The organism is Mesorhizobium australafricanum, from assembly GCF_033977265.1.
Lineage (GTDB): Bacteria > Pseudomonadota > Alphaproteobacteria > Rhizobiales > Rhizobiaceae > Mesorhizobium > Mesorhizobium australafricanum.
This window is the reverse complement of the sequence record NZ_JAVIIT010000020.1, coordinates 70,495-92,954: the sequence shown is the minus strand read 5'-3', so window position 1 is coordinate 92,954 and position 22,460 is coordinate 70,495. Positions and strand designations below refer to the sequence as shown.

Here is a 22,460-nt window from a genome sequence, read left to right as displayed (position 1 = left end):
CCACGGTGAGCGGCGATGCTGGCAACCTGGGCAGCCTGACGCTGGCCGCCAACGGCTCCTACACCTATTCGGTGGCCAATGCCGCCGTGCAGTATCTGGGCGAGAACGACACCAAGGTCGACACCTTTACCGTCACCGCCCTCGACGGCACCACCAAGCAGGTCAGCTTCACCATCCACGGCGCCAACGACGCGGCGGTGATCGGCGGCACGAGCACCGGTGCAGTGACCGAGGATGCCGTGCTGACCGTAAACGGGGCTTTGACCGTCAACGACCCCGACGCGGGCCAGAGTTCGTTCCAGGTACACAACGGCAGCAACCCGATCGCGGGTACCTACGGGTCGCTGACCATCGATGCCGGCGGAAACTGGGTCTACACGCTCAACAATGCCGCGGCCAATGTCCAGGCTCTGACCTCGGCGGACCATCCGCACGACCAGATCCATGTGTCGTCGACCGACGGCACGGACCATGTCATCGACATCACGGTGAACGGTGCCGACGAGCCCGTGACCAACCATGCGCCGAGTGCGCCGGTCTTCGTCCCGGCCTCGGCCCCGGTCGCTGACGGGAATCCTGTCGATTTGGGCCACTTCTTGTCCGTGGATCCGGATGCAGGCGATAGTGTCTCCTTTGCAAGTACCTGGAGTGGCTCCGGGACAGTCGCGGTTGCAGCAAACGGAGAGCTGACCGCCAACGTCGGAATAGGAAGCTCGGCAACAGGCACCCTTACTGTCACCGCCACCGATAATCATTCGACTTCATCGACTCCACAGTCGTTCACCGTTTGGATCGGAAACGCCAATGGGGGCAGTGTTGACAACACGATCACACTGGTAAGTACCGATCCGACTATCGCTGACGGTCGAGCTGGCACGGACAGCGTCACCGGAACCTCTGCCGTCGACTATATCTTCGGTGGTGCAGGCAACGACACGATTATTGGAAAGGCGAACGCTGATTGGTTGGTCGGCGGCGACGGTGCCGACCATTTCGTCTACACGGCAGTTACCGATTCTACACATGCCGCCTTCGATACGATCCAGGACTTCCTGCACGGGACGGACAAACTGGACTTCCTGAACGCACTCAACCTGACTGGCACTCCGACCAACTTAGGTGCTTCGACAACGCTTGCCGCGCACAGCGTCGGTTGGACGACGGATGGGACGAACACCATTGTCTACGCGAATGTCGGTCCGTCGGCCGAGGCGATTACAAGCGGTGCGGACGTCATCGAAATCCACCTCCTAGGGGTGAACAATCTGAGCAGCGCAGACTTCAATCTCCATGCCTGATGGGACCCGTAGGATGACTATGAAGAGGTAGATGATTGTGATGCAGGACCACTCTGCGCTCAAGCTTGCCCTTTCGCGTTGCCGCGGCGGTTTCGCCGCGGTGGCGGGGTTCAGCTTCGTCATCAACCTGCTCGTGCTTTCGACCTCGATCTACATGCTGCAGGTCTATGATCGCGTGCTGACGGGACGCAGTGTGGAGACGCTCGTCTATCTGACGCTGATTACGACGGCGGCGCTCGCTGCGATGGGCGCGCTCGAATTCTTCCGCTCGCGGCTCTTGGTGCAGCTCGCAGCCTGGATCGATCGCGTGCTGTCGCCGCAGGTGCTGGGCCGCGGACTTGAGAACGCGTTGCGCGGCTCCTCCTACCGCACCGAGGCGCTGCGCGACCTCGCCACGCTGCGCGGCTATCTTGGCGGCGGCGGCATCGTGGCGCTGTTCGATGCGCCATGGATGCCGCTTTATCTCGGCTTCATCTTCCTGCTGCATCCCCTGCTCGGACTTCTGGCGCTGGGCGGCGCGATCATCCTGTTCGGCCTCGCCCTTGCCAACAACGCGTTGACGGCAGGCACGCTCAAACAGGCAAACGCTGCTTCCGCGCGCGCTTATCAAGCGGCCGATGCCGGTTTCCGCAACGCCGAAGTCATCGACGGAATGGGCATGGGCGGCGTGCTCGCCCGGCGTTGGGATGCGGCCAACGCGTCCGTGCTCGCGCTGCAGACGGCCGCCAGCGACTGGGCCGGCCTGATCAATGCATTCACCAAGCCGTTCCGGATGTTCCTGCAGGTCGCGGTGCTGGGGCTCGGCGCCTGGCTGTCGCTGCGCCATGAAGTCTCGCCCGGTGCCATGATCGCGGCCTCGATCATCATGTCGCGCGCGCTCGCCCCTGTCGAGCAGGCTATCGCAACCTGGAAGCAGACGACCGCCGCTCGCGAGGCCTGGCGTCGGCTGGACCGGCTGTTCGAGGCTCCGTCGCTGCGCCCGCCAGGGATGGAATTGCCGCGGCCCAAGGGGCAGCTTTCGGTCGACGCCGTCGCATATATGCCGGCCGGCGCCAAGGAGCCCGTGCTGAGGAACCTCTCCTTCGTGGTGCCGCCAGGCCAGGTGCTTGCGGTGATCGGGCCGTCGGCCGCCGGCAAGTCGACGCTTGCCCGCCTGATCGTCGGCATGCTTTCGCCACAGCAAGGGCGGGTGCGGCTCGACGGCGTCGACGTGTTTGCCTGGAACCGCGCCGACTTCGGCTCATATGTGGGCTATCTTCCCCAGGACGTCGAACTCTTTCCCGGCACCATCCGCGAGAACATTGCCCGTATGGAGCAAGGCGATCCGGCCGAGATCGTGGCCGCCGCCCGGATGGCCGGCGTGCACGAGATGATCCTCCGGCTGCCGAATGGCTACGATACCGAGATCGGCGAACAGGGTTCTGTGCTCTCCGGCGGGCAACGCCAGCGCATCGGCCTTGCCAGGGCGCTCTATCGCCGCCCGGCGCTGGTGGTGCTGGACGAGCCGAACTCGAATCTCGATGCCGTCGGAGAGGAAGCGCTGAACCAGGGGATTGCCGCCATGAAGGAGGCAGGCTCGACGGTGGTGATCGTCGCCCACCGCCCGTCGATGATGGTGAACGTCGATTGCGTCCTGGTGCTTAACGAAGGCCAGTCGCAGTTGTTCGGCCCGCGCGACGTCGTGCTTGCGCAATTGCGCCGCCCCGAGCAGCAGTCCGCCCCGCCGCAGGTCCGGGTCGTGAGCTCCGAAAGGACCGGATCGTGACGGAAGCCGCCCTGTCGTTGAAAATGCCGCCGCCACCGCCCGCCTGGCCGGCGGTGAGTGCCCATGTCTTCGGCGGCCTGACCGTCATCGGCCTGTTGTTCGGCGGCTTCGGCTTCTGGGCGGCCACCGCGCCGCTGACGAGCGCGGCGGTCGCGCCCGGGGTGGTGAAGGTCGACAGCAACCGCAAGACCATCCAGCACCTGGAAGGCGGCATCATCCGCGAAATCCTGGTCCGGGAAGGAGACCTGGTCAAGCAGGGTCAGATACTGGTCCGCCTCGACGGGCTCGACGCGGAATCCGATCGCGATGCCGTGCGCGGCGAACTCGATTCCGCGCTCGCCGGCGAAGCCCGCCTGATCGCGCAGCGAGACGGCCTGAAGACAATTCCTTTTTCGGCGGACCTGTCGGCCCGGCGAAGCGAGACGACCGTCGCCGAGGCCATGGCCGGGCAGGAGCGTATCTTCCAGGACCAGGCCAAGGTTCAGGCGTCGGAGGTCGAGGTCTGGCAGCAGCGGATCGCCCAGTACCATGCTCAGATGTCGGCGCTCGCTGCGAGAGTTGCGGCCTTCGAGATCCAGTTGCCGTCTCTGCGGGAGGAGCTGGCGGATGCCCGCACACTTCTCAAGAAAGGCTATGGGGTGAAGTCCCGCGTGCTTCAGCTCGAACGGCAGATCATCGCAGCACAGGGCGAGGCTGACTCGAACCGTGGGAACATAGAAAGCCTCCGGCAGCAGATCGCCGAGGCGGACGCGCAGATCGACAATGGCCGGCTCTCCTATGTCAAGAAGGCCGCCGAGGATCTTCGTGACGTCCAGACCAAACGCTCCGAGCTCGAAAAGGCGCTTCAGAAGACCGACGCGCGCGCGGCGCGCCGGGATGTCGTTGCGCCGGAAGATGGGGCTGTAATGAACCTCCGGTATTTCACGCCGGGCGGAGTTGTACCCCCCGGCGGGATTATTCTCGATCTGGTTCCCGACCAGGACAAGATGGTGCTGGACGTCAAGATTCAGCCGCTGGATATCGATGTCGTTCGCCCCGGTCTGCCGGCGACGGTGCGGCTCGTCGCCTACAAGCAGAGAACCACACCCACGGTGAAGGGCGCCCTTACCCGGGTTTCGGCCGACGCCGAGATCGACGAGCGCAGCGGCGCGACGTTTTTCAGGGGGACGGTCGAGGTGGGTGCCGATGAACTCAAGAAGCTCCCACAAGTGAAGCTATATCCGGGAATGCCGGTGGACGTCTCCGTTGTCACCGGCAAGCGAACCCTGCTCGAATATCTGTTTCAGCCGGTCGCCGACAGTTTCGCTCACGCCTTCAAGGAGGAGTGAAAAGGCCGCCAGCCCCCGGTTGGCATGGCATTCACGGGTGCAGCTCGATCGTGCGGGCGTCGCGTAGCGGTGGCACGCGATGGGTGGAGACGACGACGATCCGATCGTTGAAGCGGGCGAGCAGCCGATCGAGGATACGCTCCCCCTGCGCCTCGTCGAGGTGCTCGGTCGGCTCGTCGAGCAGCATGAGGGGCTTGGTCGACAGCCAGGCGCGGGCGAGATTGATGCGCTGCGCCTCGCCAAGCGAGAACCGGTCCTGCCTGATCCAGGCGTCCAGCCCGCCCGCCTCGCGGATACGACCGTCCATCTCGACGGCTTCCAGCGCCCGCCAGAGTGCCGCATCCGGGGCATCGCCGGCGAAGAGATTGGCGCGAACGGTGTCTTCGAGGACGACCGCGTCGTGCAGGACGAGTGCCACGAGTGCTCGGCGCTCGCTTGCCGACAGGATGCGGTCGCCGGCGGCAAGGGCATCGTCACCGATCCAGCCGGCGATCTGCTTGAGCAGGCTCGTCTTGCCCGAACCGCTTGCGCCAACGAGCACCGTCGGCCGGCCGCGTGCGAGGAGCAGGGCGACGGGCATTCCAATCGCCCGGCCGTCAGGCGCGCGGCGCTGCAGGGCGCCGTGACGCAGGAGGCCGGGCTTGACGTCATCCGGTGCGAATTCGCGCCTGTCCGCCGCAGTGCCGCGCATCCATTGTCCGATCTCGATGCGAGCCGCGTCGCGGCGAAGCACGGCCACCAACATGCGCGATGCGCCATTCATGGTTTCGCTCAGCGCCAGCCAGGAGAAGGCGAGCAGCATCGGCGGGAGGAGGTCAGCGCCCTGCCTGCCGGCATGCCAGGCGGCTGCCATCACGCTGATGCCGGCAACCGGACCGAGGGCCGCGCCGAGCATGTCCAGCACCGCCTGCAGCTGACGAAGCGCAAGCAACGCCCCATCGGCACGGGACAGCGCGGCAAGGGCTTCGGCGCATTCGCGGCTCCAGGCGCCCTCCGCCTTCAGCGGGACGGCTGACGCCATGGCCGCGCCAAGCCGGCTTGCGCCCCGGCGACGCAGCGACCTGGTCTCACCCCATGCCATGGCGCCAGCCTTGGCCACCCGGTTCCCCGCGAACAGGATGGCAAGCAGCAAGAAGGTGATCGGCAGGAGGGACAAAGGCGCCAGCACCGCCGAGCCCGCGATCAGGATCGCGAGGCCGCAGGCGAGCGTCAGCGCCGGCAGGCCCGCGCGCAGCCTGGCGTAGTCGAGGTCCTCGACGTCGTCGAGATAGTCGGCAAGGCGCGCGTCGTCGCCGAGCTGCCATCCCGCCCGGCGCACCACCGGCGCCGCCGCCATGGCAGCGAAGAGCTCGACGCGACGCGCTACCTGATCGGCCAGCGCCGCCTTGTGTCCGGTCAGGCGCTCGCCATAGCGGGCGGCGGTGCGGCCGACCGCGAAGAGCCGGACCAGCGCCGCCGGGATGTGGAAGTTGAAGGTGAAGGCGGCGGCGGAAAGGCCCGCGATCGCCACCGAACCGAGCAGCCAGGCGGAAACGCCGCCCAGCAATATGGCGCAGGCCAGCGCGGCAAAGGCAAAGCCCGTCGCCAGCCGCCACGACTTCCGGCTCGATGACTGGAATGCCGCGCTCATGCCGCCGCCTCGACGGCATCGCCGTGGGTGAGATCGAGCACGATGTCGGCGGCAGCCGAGAGGTCCCGGTCATGTGTCGCCACAACGACCAGCCGCTCCCCTGAAATCTCGAGCAGCATATGCCGCACGGCCTCGGCCGTCTCGCGGTCGAGCTTTGCCGTCGGCTCGTCGGCCAGCACGGTTCGTCCGCGAAGTTGCGCGCGGGCGACCGCGATGCGAAGCCGCTGGCCGCCGGAAAGATTGGCGCCACCCTTGTCCAGCCAGGCGACGAGGCCGCCGGGCAGCAGCGCGTCGTCGAGCAGCCCGATCGCGCGGGCGACGTTCTCCAGCCGGTTCCGGTCTACCGCACCGGCGTTCCACGAAATGGCCTCGGCCAGCGTTCCTTCGGGCACGTAAGCGTCCGTCGAAATCCAGGCGATCTCTTCCGCGGCCAACGGATGGGTCCCCGGCGCCGCGCCCGGTTCGAGGCCGGCGAGACGGCGCAGCAAGGTCGATTTGCCCGATCCGCTCGGGCCGACGATGGCGACAAGGCCATGCGCCGGCAGCGCCAGGGACAGCCGGTCGAGCACCGGCAGGGCCTTGGCCACGACCGGGCCTCCATCGAGCAGCCGGTCCAGCGCGTCGGCGGCCGCCAGCCCTTCCGCCTTGGCGTGGTACTGTTCCGAGAAGCGCCGGAACGGCGCGAAATATTCCGGCGCGATCATCAGTATGAACAGGCTTTGCCAGAGCTCGAGATTGGAGAAGCCCGGGATCGTCGCAAGCTTCAGGTGCCCGAGGCCGAGGAAGACGGCGAGGATCGCAATCGAGAGCGAGGCGAAGAAGTCGATGATCCCGGCATTCGCAAAGGCGATACGCAGAAGGCCGATCGTCTTGCCCGCGTAGCCCTCCAGGCGCTGGCCGAGTTTTGCCTCCTCGGTTGCCGTCGCGTGGCTGGCAAGAATTGTGGGCAGCGTGCGGACGCGGTCGGCGAATTGGCCCGCCAGCCGGCCGAAGGCATGTTCCTGGGCGTCGGCGCGCCGGCGAATGGCGTCGCCCACCAGTGCGAAGAACAGGATCATCACCGGCGTCAGGCAGAGGACCAGCAGCGCTGCCTGCCAGGAGACGAAGCAAAGCACAATGGCCGCGAGCAAGGGGCCGGCGGCCATCATGGCCGAGGCGGCACGATGGCCCACCACCAGCGCGGCGATCGACTCTGGATGGCGCTGCATCGAGACGATCAAGGCGCCTGTCGAGAGCGACTGCAGCTGCCGCGCCGGCATTTCGCTCAGTCGCTCGCCTGCCAGCGTTCGCAGCCGCGTCGACACGGCGTTTTCCGAGGAAGCCTGCATCCTTTCGGCGGCGTATCCGGCGAAGCAGGCAGCTGCAAGCAGCACGATCATCCCGGCGACGAGCCACGGATAGACCGCCTCGCCCATCATGAGCCGGCCAGCGGCCATCGCCGCCGTCGCGGCGAAGCCGAGCCTCAATGCTGTGCGAACCGCCTGCAGGGCGACAAGACCGCGCAATCCGGGCCTTGCCAATCGCTCGGCGGTGGAGAGCGCCTCGAATGCGGCAGGCGCCGAGGCGGCGAGATCAGGGCTCGGTACGGGAACGGCGGCTATCTTCATGCACTCCTTTTGTCACACCCGGGACGAAACGAATTGATCCATGTCAAGTCGAGTATATCCTCTGCGCGTTAAGAGACGTAGCCAGAAAGGATACTTCCATGTCCGACGATCTCCTCGTAGACCTTTCCCGGCTGCAGTTCGCACTAACGGCCCTCTATCACTTCCTGTTCGTTCCGCTGACGCTCGGCCTTTCCATCCTGATCGCCATGATGGAAACCGTCTATGTGATGACCCGCCGCACCATCTGGCGCGACATGACGAAGTTCTGGGGCGTGCTGTTCGGCATCAACTTCGCGCTGGGCGTCGCCACCGGCATCACCATGGAATTCCAGTTCGGCATGAACTGGGCCTATTACTCGCATTATGTCGGCGACGTGTTCGGGGCGCCTCTCGCCATCGAGGGGCTGATGGCCTTCTTTCTCGAAGCCACTTTCGTCGGACTGTTCTTCTTCGGCTGGGACCGGCTTACGCCGCGCGCGCACATGATCGTGACCTGGCTGATGGCGCTCGGCACCAACTTCTCCGCGCTCTGGATCCTGATCGCCAATGGCTGGATGCAGAACCCAGTCGGCTCGGCCTTCAACCCGGACACGATGCGCATGGAAGTCACGGACTTTGTGGCGGTGATCTTCAATCCGGTGGCGCAGGCGAAGTTCGTCCACACCGTTTCCGCTGGCTATGTCTGCGCCGCCACCTTCGTGCTCGGCGTCTCGGCCTGGTATCTGCTGAAGGGGCGCCACGTCCAGCTTGCCAAGCGCTCCTTCGTGATCGCCTCGGCCTTTGGCCTGGCATCGGCCCTTTCCGTCATCGTGCTCGGCGATGAGAGCGGTTATGCGCTGACCGACAATCAGAAGATGAAGCTCGCGGCCATCGAAGCCATGTGGGAGACCGAGCCGGCACCGGCATCGTTCACGGCGTTCGGCATCCCGAGCCAGAGCGATCGGGAGACGCATTTCGCCATCCGCATTCCATGGGTGATGGGCATCATCGGCACCCGCTCGGTCGACAAGCAGATCGCCGGCATCGACGAGCTCGTCGCCCATGCGGAAGCCCGCATCCGCAACGGCATCCTCGCCTATGACGCGCTGGAGAAGATCAAGGCGGACCGCAAGGACACCGGCGCCCGCGCGGTCTTCGATGCCAGCTCCAAGGATCTCGGCTACGCGTTGTTGCTCAAACGGTACCTGCCCGATCCGCGGCAGGCGAGCGAACAGCAGATCAAGGACGCGGCCTGGTCGACGGTGCCTTACGTGCCGCTGCTCTTCTTCGGCTTCCGCCTGATGGTGGCCTGCGGCTTCGCGCTGCTGGCGCTGTTTGCGGTGTCGCTGTGGCATACGACGCGGGAGACGGAAGCGCCGCGCTGGCTGTTGCGCGCCGCGCTCATCGCCATGCCGCTGCCGTGGATCGCCATCGAGGTCGGCTGGTTCGTGGCCGAATTCGGCCGCCAGCCCTGGATCATCGACGGGGTGCTGCCGACCTTCCTTGCCACGTCGGAACTTGGCGTGAGCGACCTTCTGCTCACCATCGCCGGCTTCACGCTCGTCTACGGCGTGCTCGCCGTCATCGAGGTCAGGCTGATGCTGGCCGCCATTCGCCAGGGGCCGGAGGTCGCGAAGGTCATCGATGACCTGCGTCCGAGCACCGACCCCGCGATGCAACCGGCAGAGTGAAAGGATCACGACGATGATCGAATTTCTCTTCGACTATGAAACGCTGCGCGTGATCTGGTGGATACTGCTGGGCGTGCTTCTGATCGGCTTCGCCGCGACCGACGGGTTCGACATGGGCGTCGGCGCCCTGCTGCCCTTCGTCGCCAAGACGGATGCCGAGCGGCGTGTGGCGATCAACACCATCGGCCCGGTCTGGGAAGGCAACCAGGTATGGTTCATCCTCGGCGGCGGCGCCATCTTCGCGGCATGGCCGGCGCTCTATGCGGTGAGCTTCTCCGGCTTCTACCTTGCGATGTTCCTGGTGCTTCTGGCGCTGATCATGCGCCCGGTCGCCTTCAAGTACCGCTCGAAGCGACCGGATCCGGCCTGGCGCACGCGTTGGGACTGGGCGCTCTTCGTCGGGAGCGCGGTGCCGGCGTTGATCTTCGGCGTCGCCGTCGGCAATACGCTCAAGGGCGTGCCGTTCCACTTAACGCCGGACCTGCGCCCGATATATGAAGGCAGCCTCTTCGGGTTGCTCAATCCGCTCGCGCTCTATTGCGGCCTCACTTCGCTTGCCATGATGGTGACGCATGGCGCGGCCTGGCTGACCTTCAAGGCCGAAGGCAGCGTCGCCGACCGCGCCCGCGCTGTCGGAACGCGCTCGGCAATCGTCACGGCGGCGCTCTTTGCCGGCGGCGGCGTGCTGGTCTGGCTCGGTCTGCTCGGCGGCTACCGCGTAACGTCGCCAATCGTCTGGGACGGACCGTCCAATCCGCTGGTCAAGACGGTGGTGGCCGACGGCGGCGCCTGGCTGGCGAACTTCCATGCTCACCCGCTGCTCTGGATCGTGCCCGCGCTCGGCATCGCCGCGCCATTGCTTGCCGCCGCCGGTTTCCAGGCGCGGCTCGAAGGGTGGACCTTCATTGCCTCGAAGCTCGGCGTTGCGATGATCATCGCCACGGTGGGGCTCGCAATGTTCCCGATCCTGTTGCCGTCGAGCAGCAACCCCAGCCATTCGCTCGCGGTCTTCGACGCCTCGTCGAGCCGCGCCACGCTGCGCAACATGCTGATCGCCACGGTGATCTTCATGCCGCTGATCCTTGCCTACACCGCCTGGGTCTACAGCGTGCTGTGGGGCAAAGTCGGCGAAAAGAGCGTCGAAAAAGCGGGCTCGTCGGCCTATTGATCCAACCGGAGTTTCTGACCATGTGGTATTTTTCCTGGATACTCGGCCTCGGGCTGGCCGCCTCCGTCGGTATCCTCAACGCGCTCTGGTACGAGCTGCGCACCGTCCGCGAAGAACCCGTCGAGGACACTGTCGCCTTGCCCACGCCTTGAGCCGGGCGTGACGGAGGAGCGATCATGACGGGCGCAAAGTCCGAGCCGTTGCACAATCCGGCGGACATGAGACGGGCGCATGTACAGAAGCTTGCGCTCTGCCACATACTCGAAGGCATTGCCGACGACCTGCCGTCGCGTGTCGACCGGCTCCAGTGTCTGGCCGTGGCGGCCGACCTTTTGCCGTTGCTGCGTGAGTGCCACCGCTTCGAGGAAGAGGTCGTCTTCCCCGCCTTTGTGCGGAGAACCGGCGAGGAAGACACTATCGCGAGGCTCAAGCTCGAGCATCTGGAAGACGAAAGCGCGGCGGCGGATCTCAGCGAGGCGTTGCTTGCCTACGGCCACGGGCGGCCGATCGAAAATCCCGAGGCGTTCGGCTACATGCTGCGTGCCTTTTTCGAATCGATGCGCCGCCACATCGCCTTCGAGCACGACCATGTGCTGCCCGAGGTACTCGATCACCAATAAAGGGACAGGGGATCAATCTCCGGCCCGCGTAGCCAGTCGCTCGATGTCATCGACGATGACGTGGCGGTTGTTCTCGATGCGGATGACATTCTCGCTCCGCAGGCGGGTGATCTGCCGGCTCACCGTCTCCACGGTGAGACCCAGGAAATCCGCGATCTCCGCGCGCGACAGCGGCAGGTCGAAAGCGGCGCCGCGCCGCTCCGGCCCGGCGGCGGGATCGATGTTGCGCACGATCATCAAAAGGAAGCTCGCGATCTTCTCGGAGGCCGTCTTGCGGCCGAGCGCCACCATCCAGTCGCGCGCCTGATCGAGGTCGCGCAGCTTCTGTTCGAGCAGGCGATGCTCGAGGTCAGGCTGCTCCTTTATCATGCGCTCCAGCGCCTGGCGCGGGAACGAACACAATTCGACGTCGGTCGCGGCCTCGGCGGAGAGCGTGCTCTCGGTCTGGAAGGGCCTGCCGAGGAAATCGGGTGCGAATTGCAGGCCGACGATCTGCTGGCGGCCGTCGGAAAGCGTCTTGGTCAGTTTCACGACGCCCGAAAGCACGTTCGAGAAGCGCTCGACGCTCCTGGAATCGCCGATCAGTTCCTTGCCGGCCTCGGCCTTGTACCGTTTCGTCGATTTGGCAAGGGCGACAAGCTGCTCAGAGTTGAGCGCGCCGCATATGCCACGATGCCGCGCCTCGCATGAAACGCAGAGCACCGGGACGCCCGCCGTGTGAATGTCCTCGCGCACGATGGAACACCTATAGTGTTCCCTCCGCCTGCCAGCAACGCATGCGGGGGCGCGATAGCGTCGCAGCCCGTGCTTGCAGGCGGCGGAGTGAGCCGTAGCTGTCTCGGCCACGTTCGCCGGTTCTACCTGTCCTCGACGATCCGCAGATACGCCGCCGTCACGAACAGCACGATGAAGCCGAACAGGATGCGGCGGCCGCCTTCGGGCATCTGCAGGATGGTGAGCAGCGTCGTGAGCACGGTCAGGATCAGCGCGCCGATGATGGTGCCCGTGTAGCCGCCGCGGCCGCCGAAGATCGAGGTGCCGCCGATAACGGCGGCAGCCACCGAGGGCAGCACCAGCGGCTCGGCGAGCGACAGCGAGGGCGCCTTGATCAGGCCGATATAGAGCAGGCCCGTGATGCCGGCGAGCAGGCTGGAGACGATATAGAGCGCGGTGATCACCTGCCAGTAGCGGACGCCGGACAGACGCGCCGCGCGTTCGTTGTCGCCGACGGCGTAGAGCAGGCGGCCGAAGCCGGTGCGGTTGAGCGTGAAGACGATCAGCACCGCCACCGGCACGAACAGGAGAAGCGCGTTGGGAAAGCCGTAGCTGACGCCGGTGCCCAGCCAGTTGAGGAAATCCGGGATTTTTGCGCCCGAAGCGATCACGGTGCGCTGATAGACCTGCAGGAAGCCGGTGCCGATCAGGCTGGTGCCGAGCGTCATGATCAGCGGGTGCACCCGGAAGACGCCGACGCCGACGCCGTTGACGAGGCCGATCAGCACGGCGGGCAGCATGGCCAGCAGGAAAGCCACCGTCGGATCCTGGTTGACGATCTGGGTCGCCATGATGAAGGCGCTCATCGTCGCCACCGTGCCGACGGAGAGATCGATGCCGCCGGTGAGCATGGTCATGGTCTGGCAGCCGGCGAGGATCGCCAGCGGGATGGCGAATTTCGCCGTGTTGGCGAGCCAGCGCTCGTTGACGATGCCGGGGCGCAAGACCTGCAGGATCACCACGAGAATGATCAGCAGGATGATCAGCGGAATGAGTGGCCGGTCCGCCATGAAGCGCTTCAGGCGGCGGCCGAACGAGACCGGCTGGGGCAAGGTCGCGCTGTCGGTCATGGCGTTGCTCCCACCGGGCGGCCGCGGATGGTGATGAAGGCGCCGAACATCACGACCGCAACCATGATCAGGCCTTCGATGATCGCGGTGACGTTCGGATCGATGGCTAAAAGCGTGAGGTCAGTACGAACGAGCCTGAGCACGAAGACGGCGATGATCGGCCCGAGCAGGCCGCCCTTGCCGCCGCCGAGCGCCACACCCCCCAGCACCACCGCCGCGACGCTGGCGAGCAGATAGGGACCGGGGATGGGCGCGCCGATGCCCGTGCTCATCGTCAGCGCCAGCCCGCCCATGGCTGCGAACAGGCCCGACAGCGCATAGGCGATGATCCTGGTGCGCTTCACCGGCACGCCGCTGCGGAAGGCGGCCAGCTCGCTCGAGCCAATGGCGTAGATGGACAGGCCAAGGCGCGAGCGCCGGAGCGGTATCCAGATGATGCAGAGGCAGACAATCAGCACCAGCAGTGCCTTGGGCAGCCAGGCATCGATGGTCTCGGGGACGCCCGGTATCGGCACGGTGCCCGAGATCATCGCCTTCAGCCATTCGGCAGCGGCGCCGCCGGGAGCGCCGAGCACGAGCAGCGCCGCGCCCTGCAGCACGAACAGCGTGGCCAGCGTGACCACGATGTCGGGCACGCGGGTGACGACAATGAGGATGCCGTTCAATGCGCCGAGCACGAACCCCATGGCCAGCACGAAGGGCACGACGAACAGCGCATATTCCTCGCTGGCGCCGTTCATCATCGAGGCGGCCGTCACGCTGGTCAGCGCCATCATGGCGGCGACCGAAAGGTCGATGCCGCCGGCGATGACGACGACGGTCTGGGCGGCGACGGCGAAAGCGTAGGGCAAAACAGCCCGCGCGAGCGAGCCGAAGTCGCCGCTGCCATAGCCCGGCTGGATCAGCTTGGTGATGACGAAGAGAAAGATCAGCAGGGCGAACAGGCCGGCGACCCAGCCCTGGTTGCGCAAGAAGCGGCTCATGATGCGGCCTCGGCATTCGAACCGGGTTTCACGTCGGCAAGGATACCGACATCCGCCTTGGCGCCGCGTGGCAGGCCGTAGGCAGCCCGCATCAGCGCGGGCTCATCGGCCAGCTCGACCGGGAAGGTGTCGACGACGCGGCCGCCGAAGATGACGATGACGCGGTCGCAGACACGCTGCACCTCTTCCATTTCGGATGTATAGAACAGCACCGATTTGCCCTGGCCGGCGAGCTCGCGCAGCAGCTTGTAGATCTCCTGCTTGGTGCCGACATCGATGCCGCGCGTCGGGTCGAAGCAAAGGATGGTGCGGGCGTTCGCCGCGATCCAGCGGGCAATGGTCACCTTCTGCTGGTTGCCGCCGGAAAGGCGCTGCACTTCGCCCTGCGCGCGGGTGTCGATCTGCAATCTGCCGATGGCGCTGGAAACCACCACCTGCTCGCGCCGCATGCGGATCGGGCCCCATTTGCGAAGCGCGGCGCTGAAGGGGAGCGCGATGTTCTCACGCACCGAGCGCTGCATGGCTAAAGCCTCGGCGCGATCGCCCGGCACATAGGCGATGCCGGCCTGGATGGCATCGCTCGGATGCGAGAATTTCACCGGCGCGCCATCGACGTCGATGGCGCCGCCTGTCGGACGAATCGAGCCGGCGAGGGCGGCGAAGAGCTCGTCCTGGCCCTGGCCCTCGAGCGCAAACACGCCGACGACCTCGCCATTGGCGAGATCGAAGGAGACGTCGTTGAGCTTGGTGCCGAGCTGCAGGTTGCGGACCGACAGTCGCGGTCGACCGCCGACGGCGGCCGCCATATCGCCTGCCGCGCGTGCGGCGACACGTGTCTTCTCGATGCGGGTGCCGAGCATCATCTCGACGATCTTTTCCTCGATGCCCGGTTCGATGTCGACGACACCGACCGTGGAGCCGTCGCGCAGAACGGTGGCGCGGTCGCAGAGCGCGGAAATCTCGACGAAACGGTGCGAAATGAAGATGACGGAACGGCCGGCATCGCCTTGGCGGCGCACGACTTCGAGCACCTTCTCGGCGAGGTTTGCGGGAAGTGCGGCGGTCATCTCGTCGAGCAAAAGCACGTCCGGCTCGACGGCGAGCGCGCGCGCCAGGTCGAGCACGCGCAGAATGGCCAAAGGGATGTCGCGCGCGGTATCGCGGATGTCGAGGTTCGGAATGCCGAGCTCGCGCACCCAGGCGCGGAACGGCTCGACCGGCGTGCCGGTCAGCCGCAGGTTGGACAAGACGTCGAGATCGGGGATCAGCGAGGGTTCCTGGTAGACCGGCAGCAGGCCGGCGCGGCGCGCCGCGGCGGGCGAGCGGACATCAAGCTGCTGGCCGCGGATCAGGATGCGGCCGGCGTCGGCGTTGATCGCCCCGGTCAGGATCTTCACCAGCGTCGACTTGCCGGCGCCGTTGGCGCCCATCAGCGCATGGACTTCGCCCGGCAATACGGACAGCGATGCATTGCGCAGCGCTGCCACCGCGCCATAATTCTTCGCCACGCCGGTGGCATCGAGGAGAGGGCTTTGCGGCAACGGGCTTGTTGTCAAATCGTGTGGCTCCCGTTCCAGAACTAATGCAGGCGGTTGAAGCAGTGACCTCCCCTTCTCCCCTTGTGGGAGAAGGTGTCGCCGAAGGCGACGGATGAGGGGTGTTCCAGGGAAAGCCAGCGTCTCACTCCGCTGGAACACCCCTCATCCGTCTCGGCGCTGTCGCGCCGATCCACCTTCTCCCACAAGGGGAGAAGGCAGAAGGGCGTCTCATCCCTTATTCGCCTGGCCCCTTGCAGGCGACGATCTGGTCCTTGGTGTAGGTGGTCCAGTCCGGGATCGAGATCGAGACCGGCCATTCCGGGCTGAGCGACGGATCGGCGGCCGCTTTCAGCTTGGCCTTGCCCTCGTCGGTGGCGTTGTCCCACAACTGAGGGTCGACCAGAACGGTCTGCTGCGCCGGCTTCTTGCCGTCGAGGATCTGCAGGGCGAGCGTCACGCCCGCGCCGCCAATCGAGCCGGGGTTGGTGACGGCGGCGCCGACCAGACCCTTGACCGTGTTCAACTGGCCGACGAAGCCGGCATTGTCGGCGCCGACGACCGGCACCATGGGCGCCTGCTGTTCGACCAGCGCATCGACGATGACGTTGTCGATGCCGGAGGTCCAGATGCCGTTGATCGGCGTGCCGGTGGCGAGGAAGGAAAGGATCTGCTGCTTGGCCTGATCCTGCTGCCAGCCGGTGAACACTTCCTGCGCGACCTTCACGTCCGGGAATTCAGCCAGCGCCTTCTTGAAGCCCTTGTCGCGATCGCTGTCGGCCGATGCGCCAGCGGCGCCGCGCATGTAAAACACCTCGCCCTTGCCACCCATCTGCTGGAACAGCCACTTGGCGCCGAGATAGGCATATTGTTCCTGGTTGTTGGAAATGATGTAGGCGGACGGCTCGGTTACCGCCTGGTCGACGGCGACGACGACGATGCCGGCCTTGGTCGCTTCCTCGAGGCCGGCCTTGATGCCGGCCGGATCGGCAGGATTGACGACGATGGCGTCGACCTTGGCGCTGATCAGGTTGCGGATATCCTCGAGCTGGCCGGCGGCGTCGGTGTTGCGGTGGGCGATGTTCAACTTCGCCACTTCGCCGGAAGCGAGCGCCTGCGCCTTCATCGCGCAGACCATCTCCTCGCGCCAGCCATTGCCCTGCACGGTGTTGGAAATGCCGATCGTGTACTTGCCGGCAGCGACAGAGGCGCCCATCGAAGCAAGCAAGGCGGCGCCCGCGAGTAGCGAAGCCACGGTCAGATGTTTTTTCATTTCAGTACTCCTCCACATTGATTTTTCAGTTCAGTCTTAGGGCGCCGACGCGATCGGAGCCAAGTTTTTCGTCATTTGATGAAGGGGCGCAGCACGTCGCGGGCAAGCAGGAAGCCGCGCTTGACCTTTTCATCCGTCCCCTCGAAGCGCCGGTCCTCATGCTCGATGATGACCGGTCCGTCATATCCGGCCCGGTAAAGGCCGGAAAAAATCCTGCTCCAGTCGATGTCCCCAAGCCCCGGCATGCGCGGCACCTGCCAGCCTATGCCAGCCGAAAGGATTCCGCGCTCGTACAAACCATCATGATCAATCATCAGGTCCTTGGCATGCACATGCAGCATGTTCTTGCCGAACTCGCGGATGAAGCGCTCCTTGTCGATCATCTGCCAGACGAGATGCGAGGGGTCGAAATTCATGCCGACGTCGCCGCCCCAGGCCTCCAGGATGCGGCGCCAGACATAGGGCGAGTAGGCGATGTTGTGCCCGCCCGGCCATTCGTCATAGCTGAAGATCATCGGGCAGTTCTCGAAGGCGAGCTTCACGCCATGCTCGCGGGCATGGGCGATGATGGCGGGCCAGATTTTCTGCGCGTCTTCCCAGTTGGCGTCGACGGTCTTCGAGGCGTCGCCGCCGCAGAAGGTGTTGACCAGTTGCACACCCATGTTGCTCGCCAGCACGATCACCTTCTTCAGATGATCGATCACCGCCTCGCGATGCGCCTGGTCTGGATGCAAGGGGTTGGGGTAGAAGCCCAGGCCGGAGATGGTTACGCCTCTGCCGGCAAGCTCGGCGGCGATGTCCTTGGCCTGCGCGGCCGAGACATCCACGTCGATGTGGCTGGTGCCGGCATAGCGGCGGCTTGCTCCGGACGTCTTAGGCCAGCAGGCGATTTCCAACGCCTCGAAGCCGACCGAGCGCGCCCAGTCGACGATTTCGCCGAGCGGCGTATCCGGGAATGGTGCGGTGAGCAGTCCAAGCTTCATGTTCCCTCCCAGTTCCTAACTATGCAGATCACGCCGGCTGCTTCAACCGCGCATCTGTTGGCTCAGCGCAGACACCTCTGACAAAGCCCATCGGATCATCCGAAAGCAAGCCGTCGAGGGCCGCGACGACGTGAACGCGGAATGTGGCATTGGCGGCAAGTTGCGGATCGAAGATGGCGTCGATGGCAAGGAGCGCATCGACAAGCGCTTTGCTGTCCGAACCGATGCGATCGGCAATTGCTGAAATTTTGCCGGCAAAAGGATCGGACACCTGCCAGGCGCGGCCGAACCGTGCGGAAGCCTTGATCAGATAGGCCATCCAGCCGGCAACAGGCACCGAGAGGAGCGCGATGCTCTCGCCCTTCGCCAGGCGGTCGCGGATCGGGTTGAGCAGACGCTGCACGATCTTCTGCGAGCCGTCGGTGGCGATCTGGTGGTTGCGGTGACGGATCGCCGTGTTGCTGAGGCGCGAAAGGCTCTGCTCGAGATAGGCCGCCGGCGCCATGCCGGGCACTGGCATCAGCGTCGGCAGGGTTTCCTCGATCAGCATGCGGCGGACAAAGCCTGCCAGAAGCGGGTCGGCGATAGCATCCGAAGTGTGCTCGAAGCGGCCTAACACGCCGAGATAGGAGAGCGTCGTCTGGGCGCCGTTCAGCACCCGCATCTTGAGATGCTCGAATGGCGTGACGTCATCGACGAAACTGGCGCCGACGTGGTCCCAGCGCGGCACGCGGCCGGCGAAGCGGTTCTCGATCACCCATTGGCGGAAGCGCTCGCCGACGACGACGGCGCTGTCGCGATAGCCAAAGCGCTGCTCGACCGTGTCGATATCGGCCTCGGTCGTCGCCGGCGCGATGCGGTCGACCATGGCCGAGGGAACGGCGACATTGGCCTCGATCCACTTCGCCAGCTTGCTGCCGCGCCGCTCGGCGAATGTGCGCACGACGTTGCCGAGGATGGTGCCGTTGGTTGGGATGTTGTCGCAGGACAGCAGCGTCACCGGCCGGCCGTGCGTGGCCATGCGCAGTTCCAGCGCCCTTGCCAGGATGCCGGGCACGCTGCGTGGCGTCTCCGGATTGGCGAGATCGTGCGCGATGTCGGGATGGTCGAGGTCGAGCGCGCCGCTCGACGGGATGTGGCAATAGCCTTTCTCGGTCACCGTCATGGTGACCATCTCGATGTCAGGCGAGGCGAGCACGTCCAGCGCAGGCGCCGCACTGTCCTGACTGTCTACGACCCGCGCGATGCTGCCGATGACGCGGGCCTCCACCTCGTCGTTCTGGCGGATGAGGCGCGTGTAGAGGCCGCTCTGTTGCCCAAGCGTCCCGGCAAGCAGAGGCGGCCGTATGTTGATGCCGACCAGTCCCCAGCGGTCGAAACGGTTTGCCAGGAGGTCGTCGGTGTATTCGGCCTGATGGCAGCGGTGGAAGGCGCCGACGCCGATATGAGCGATCCCGGGCTTCAGCGCTGCGCGATCGTAAGCCGGCTTGCGGACCTCGGACGGCAGGCGGCCGAGCAGGGCAGGGCCGAGGCTTTCGGGCGGCTGTGCGCTCACCGGTTGGCCCCGATCACCCATTGCTCCTGGTCGACCACGGTGCCGGTCATCGGACCGGCCGCGTCGGAGAGCAGGAAGACGGCAAGGTTGGCTATGTCGGCAACGGAAAACAACCGGCCGAAGGGTTGCGTCGCATTGGCCGCGTCAAGCCAGCCCGGACCCTGACCAAGCGTGTCGGCCTGCATGATGCGTTCGGCCGGCGTGTCGGTCCAGCCGACATTGATGCCGTTGACACGGATGCGGTCGAAGCGATGGGCATTGGCGGCGTTCTTGGTCAGCGTCGCCAGCGCGCCCTTGGTGGCGGAATAGACGGCGAGTTCCGGCGATCCGCAATGCGCGTTGATCGACAGGATGTTGACGATGGCGCCGCCCTGTCCGCGCTTCCTCATGTCGGCGATCGCCGCCTGCATCAGGAAGAAGGGCGCGCGGGCGTTGACGGCAAACAGCGACGACCAATCGTGGAGCGTGGCATCGATGAAAGAGGCGCGATCAGTGAGACCGGCGGCATTGACCAGGCCGTCGATGCGGCCGAAGCGTTCGATGCAGGCCTGTGTCAGCCGCGACGGGGCCTTGGGATCGCCGAGGTCGGCAGCAGCGAAGGCGGCGGCAGTGCCCATGGCCGAGAGCTTGGCGGCGGCAGCGTCGCCGCGCTTCTGGTCCCGGCCGGTGATCAGCAGTCCGGCAGCGCCCGAGCGCGCGGCGATCTCGGCGATCGCCCGGCCGATGCCTTGCGTCGCGCCGGTGACCAGCACCACCTTTCCGTCGAGACGAACCTCCATTCCTCCTCCCGGAATAAAGTTTCTATTTTTTCAAACATGGAACGACAGTTCTCGATAGTCAATCGCGCCGGTCAGCCTGTCCGCCGCGCGACGACGCCGTGGACTAAGGCCATGCCGACGGCCAGCGAGGCGGCAAGCGAGCGGAAACCACCAAAGTCCTGCTCGACCACTTCCAGCCAGGTGTCGGAGAGTTTTACCAGCGGCGAAAAGGTGCTGTCGGTGATTGTTACGATGCGCGCCTTGCGCTCATGCGCGACCGCGACGAGGTCGGGCGTGATCGAATTGTAAGGGCTGAAGGAGACCGCAAGCACCGCGTCGCGCTGGCTTATGCAGCCGACCTGGTCGAGCGCGGTCGAACCGACATTGTCGACCAGCACATTGCGCACGCCCTGCTGCGAAAGTGTGAGCGACAGATAGGTGGTAACGGGGAAGGCACGCTTGCTGCCGATCACATAGATCAGCTCCGCCGCCGCCAGATGGTCGATCATCGTCTCGAAACTGTCGATGTCGAATGTGTTACCGATGCGGCCGAGCGAGGCCTGCGAGGCGCCGACCAGGCCGTTGAGGAAATGCAGGTGTGCGTTGGGTTCCGTCGCCTTTTCCTGGCCGCCTTGCGTATCCGGCCAGGAGCCTTTCATGCGGTCCTTGAACAGGGCCTGGAAATCGGAAAAGCCGGAATAGCCGAAGATCTGCGCGAAGCGCACCAGCGTCGAGGGCTGCACGCCGGCCTGATCCGCCACCTGCGCGATGGTGCCCAGCGCTACCTCGCTCGGATGCTGCCAGAGGAAGATCGCGACCTGACGAAGCCGTTTCGGAAAATGCACCGTGCCTGACGAAAGCACCGCCCGCAATTCTTCGTAGGTTTGCGGCTTGGTGTAACCCAGCGCCGCAAGCGAGCGGCTTCGCTTTCTCGCGGCCGTCTCCAGGCTATGGGCAGACGGTTCGTCGGCCGCTCCGTGGCGGCCGCTCATAGGATATGCCTCATTGTGACCCCAACCATCGGATGCGTCATCCGATCCCTACCCTTCGGATGCGGCCCGCTTGTTGAAGCATGATCTTTTCCGAAGACCGGTTCCCACTTTTCGGGATCATGCTCTAGCTGGACCTGTGCAAAAAGCTAACGCGGCACAATCGTTTTACAAAACAAAAAATAGAAATATCATTCGAAAACAATAGTGGTCGGTTGCGGCAAATACCGGCGCCGACCTCTAAGCGAGGAGAATAATCGCAATCATGGTCTATGCAACCGCCGATGGTATGTCGCGTCAACGCCTCCGGGTCGGCATGGTCGGAGGCGGCCGCAATGCCTTCATCGGCGCCGTGCACCGCCTGGCCATGCGGCTCGACGACCAGATCGCGCTGGTCGCGGGCGCGCTGTCCTCGGATCCGGACAATGCCGCGGCCTCCGCCGCCGAGATCGGCATCGCGCCCGAGCGCAGCTATGCCGACTACCACGCCATGGCGAAAGCCGAAGCGGCACGGCCGGACGGCATCGAGGCGGTGGTCATCGTCACGCCCAATCACCTGCATGCGCCGATCGCGACCGCCTTCCTCGAAGCCGGCATCGACGTGATCTGCGACAAGCCGCTGTCGACGACGCTTGCCGAGGCGCAAGCGCTGGTGGCGCTGACCAAAGCGAGAAAACGCCTTTTCGTCGTCACGCTCAACAATACCGGCTACGCCATGGTGCGCCAGGCGCGCGAGATGGTGGCAGCGGGCGAGCTTGGCCGCATCGTCTCGGTGCACGGCGCCTACATCCAGGACTGGCTGACCAAGCCGATCGACGCCGAAGGCCAGAAGCAGGCGGAATGGCGCACCGACCCGGCGCGCGCCGGGCAATCGGCGGTGCTCGCCGATATCGGCGTTCACGCCTTCAACCTCGCAAGCTTCGTCTCCGGTTTCGAGGCCGAGGCGGTTTCCGCCGATCTCTTCACGGCCGTGCCGGGGCGGCGGCTCGACGACAACGCGCATGTCTTGCTGCGTTGGACGGGCGGAGCGCGCGGCACGATCCTCGCCAGCCAGACCTCGCCCGGCCACTACAACGATCTCTCGGTGCGCATCTATGGCGAGAAGGCCGGTCTCGAATGGTCGGGCTCGCGGCCGGAGGAACTGCGCTTCTCGCCCTATGGCGAGGAAACGCGCACGCTGGTACGCGGCGGCCATGGCTCAACCGCGGAGGCTCGGCGCATGTCACGCATGCCGGCCGCGCATCCGGAGGGCTATATCGAGGCCTTCGCCAATTTCTACCGCGACGCCGCCGACATCATCCGCGAGCATCGCTCGGGCGGCACGGTCGATGCAAAGCGCGTGGCGCAGGTGCCCGATGTCGTCGACGGCGCGCGCGGCGTGAAGTTCGTGGCGGCGGCGGTGGAGTCGAGTGGGGCCGGTGGCGCGTGGACGGCGGCGAGGTTCGAGTGAGGCG

General features: G+C 65.5%; 19 protein-coding genes. 8 read left to right on the top strand and 11 right to left on the bottom strand.

The window, feature by feature from the left end; all coding sequences use genetic code 11:
• The 3 genes from RFM98_RS27495 to RFM98_RS27485 form a co-directional block, all read left to right on the top strand.
• Positions 1–1,298 (top strand): VCBS domain-containing protein (locus RFM98_RS27495; RefSeq protein WP_320311716.1); only part of this gene is annotated, 1,298 nt, incomplete at its 5' end.
• 31 nt (positions 1,299–1,329) lie between these two features.
• Entirely contained in the window at positions 1,330–3,063 is a 1,734-nt protein-coding gene (locus tag RFM98_RS27490; RefSeq protein ID WP_320311715.1) for a type I secretion system permease/ATPase, read from the top strand.
• The gene (locus tag RFM98_RS27485) at positions 3,060–4,391 is read left to right on the top strand and encodes an HlyD family type I secretion periplasmic adaptor subunit (protein ID WP_320311714.1); all 1,332 of its coding nucleotides are present in this window, start codon (positions 3,060–3,062) and stop codon (positions 4,389–4,391) included. The genes RFM98_RS27490 and RFM98_RS27485 overlap by 4 nt, the downstream gene beginning before the upstream one ends.
• Before the next feature lie 31 nt (positions 4,392–4,422).
• On the opposite strand, the gene RFM98_RS27480 is transcribed toward RFM98_RS27485, so the two are convergent.
• Together RFM98_RS27480 and RFM98_RS27475 are read right to left on the bottom strand one after the other, a co-directional pair.
• Entirely contained in the window at positions 4,423–6,021 is a 1,599-nt protein-coding gene (locus tag RFM98_RS27480) for an ATP-binding cassette domain-containing protein (RefSeq protein WP_320311713.1), read from the bottom strand.
• Entirely contained in the window at positions 6,018–7,628 is a 1,611-nt protein-coding gene (locus RFM98_RS27475; RefSeq protein WP_320311712.1) for an ABC transporter transmembrane domain-containing protein, read from the bottom strand. The genes RFM98_RS27480 and RFM98_RS27475 overlap by 4 nt, the downstream gene beginning before the upstream one ends.
• Positions 7,629–7,726: 98 nt before the next feature.
• Here RFM98_RS27475 and RFM98_RS27470 point away from each other — a divergent pair, with 98 nt between their 5' ends.
• The 4 genes from RFM98_RS27470 to RFM98_RS27455 are packed head-to-tail and all read left to right on the top strand — an operon-like array spanning position 7,727 to position 11,086.
• Positions 7,727–9,298: a cytochrome ubiquinol oxidase subunit I gene (locus tag RFM98_RS27470; RefSeq protein WP_320311711.1), complete on the top strand. Its 1,572-nt coding sequence runs from the start codon at positions 7,727–7,729 to the stop codon at positions 9,296–9,298.
• A gap of 13 nt (positions 9,299–9,311) precedes the next feature.
• On the top strand, positions 9,312–10,466 hold the full coding sequence (gene cydB / locus RFM98_RS27465; protein WP_320311710.1) for a cytochrome d ubiquinol oxidase subunit II: 1,155 nt from the start codon (positions 9,312–9,314) through the stop codon (positions 10,464–10,466).
• A gap of 20 nt (positions 10,467–10,486) precedes the next feature.
• Positions 10,487–10,618: a cytochrome bd-I oxidase subunit CydX gene (gene cydX, locus RFM98_RS27460; RefSeq protein WP_135858807.1), complete on the top strand. Its 132-nt coding sequence runs from the start codon at positions 10,487–10,489 to the stop codon at positions 10,616–10,618.
• 24 nt (positions 10,619–10,642) lie between these two features.
• On the top strand, positions 10,643–11,086 hold the full coding sequence (locus RFM98_RS27455) for a hemerythrin domain-containing protein (protein ID WP_320311709.1): 444 nt from the start codon (positions 10,643–10,645) through the stop codon (positions 11,084–11,086).
• Positions 11,087–11,098: 12 nt separating this feature from the next.
• On the opposite strand, the gene RFM98_RS27450 is transcribed toward RFM98_RS27455, so the two are convergent.
• The 9 genes from RFM98_RS27450 to RFM98_RS27410 all read right to left on the bottom strand — a co-directional run bounded on the left by RFM98_RS27450 (position 11,099) and on the right by RFM98_RS27410 (position 21,009).
• Positions 11,099–11,821 carry a Crp/Fnr family transcriptional regulator gene (locus RFM98_RS27450; RefSeq protein ID WP_320311708.1) on the bottom strand — a complete coding sequence of 241 codons (723 nt, stop codon included), beginning with the start codon at positions 11,819–11,821 and terminating at the stop codon, positions 11,099–11,101.
• 122 nt (positions 11,822–11,943) lie between these two features.
• Entirely contained in the window at positions 11,944–12,930 is a 987-nt protein-coding gene (locus RFM98_RS27445) for an ABC transporter permease (RefSeq protein ID WP_320311707.1), read from the bottom strand.
• Complete coding sequence (locus RFM98_RS27440; RefSeq protein WP_320311706.1) at positions 12,927–13,913, bottom strand: ABC transporter permease; 987 nt, start codon at positions 13,911–13,913, stop codon at positions 12,927–12,929. The genes RFM98_RS27445 and RFM98_RS27440 overlap by 4 nt, the downstream gene beginning before the upstream one ends.
• Positions 13,910–15,454, bottom strand: a complete 1,545-nt coding sequence (locus RFM98_RS27435) for a sugar ABC transporter ATP-binding protein (RefSeq protein WP_320311720.1) — start codon at positions 15,452–15,454, stop codon at positions 13,910–13,912. The genes RFM98_RS27440 and RFM98_RS27435 overlap by 4 nt, the downstream gene beginning before the upstream one ends.
• A 232-nt stretch (positions 15,455–15,686) precedes the next feature.
• On the bottom strand, positions 15,687–16,721 hold the full coding sequence (locus RFM98_RS27430; protein ID WP_320311705.1) for an ABC transporter substrate-binding protein: 1,035 nt from the start codon (positions 16,719–16,721) through the stop codon (positions 15,687–15,689).
• Positions 16,722–16,792: 71 nt separating this feature from the next.
• Positions 16,793–17,704, bottom strand: coding sequence for a sugar phosphate isomerase/epimerase family protein (locus RFM98_RS27425; protein ID WP_320311704.1), 912 nt, complete (start codon positions 17,702–17,704; stop codon positions 16,793–16,795).
• A 28-nt stretch (positions 17,705–17,732) separates the two neighbouring features.
• Positions 17,733–19,259: a mannitol dehydrogenase family protein gene (locus RFM98_RS27420; RefSeq protein WP_320311703.1), complete on the bottom strand. Its 1,527-nt coding sequence runs from the start codon at positions 19,257–19,259 to the stop codon at positions 17,733–17,735.
• Positions 19,256–20,038, bottom strand: a complete 783-nt coding sequence (locus RFM98_RS27415; RefSeq protein ID WP_320311702.1) for an SDR family oxidoreductase — start codon at positions 20,036–20,038, stop codon at positions 19,256–19,258. Before RFM98_RS27415 ends, RFM98_RS27420 begins: the two co-directional genes overlap by 4 nt.
• 71 nt (positions 20,039–20,109) lie before the next feature.
• Positions 20,110–21,009, bottom strand: coding sequence for a MurR/RpiR family transcriptional regulator (locus RFM98_RS27410; protein ID WP_320311701.1), 900 nt, complete (start codon positions 21,007–21,009; stop codon positions 20,110–20,112).
• Positions 21,010–21,271: 262 nt separating this feature from the next.
• On the opposite strand from RFM98_RS27410, the gene RFM98_RS27405 reads away from it, so the two are divergent.
• The gene (locus RFM98_RS27405) at positions 21,272–22,456 is read left to right on the top strand and encodes a Gfo/Idh/MocA family protein (RefSeq protein WP_320311700.1); all 1,185 of its coding nucleotides are present in this window, start codon (positions 21,272–21,274) and stop codon (positions 22,454–22,456) included.
• The last annotated feature ends 4 nt before the right edge of the window (positions 22,457–22,460 follow it).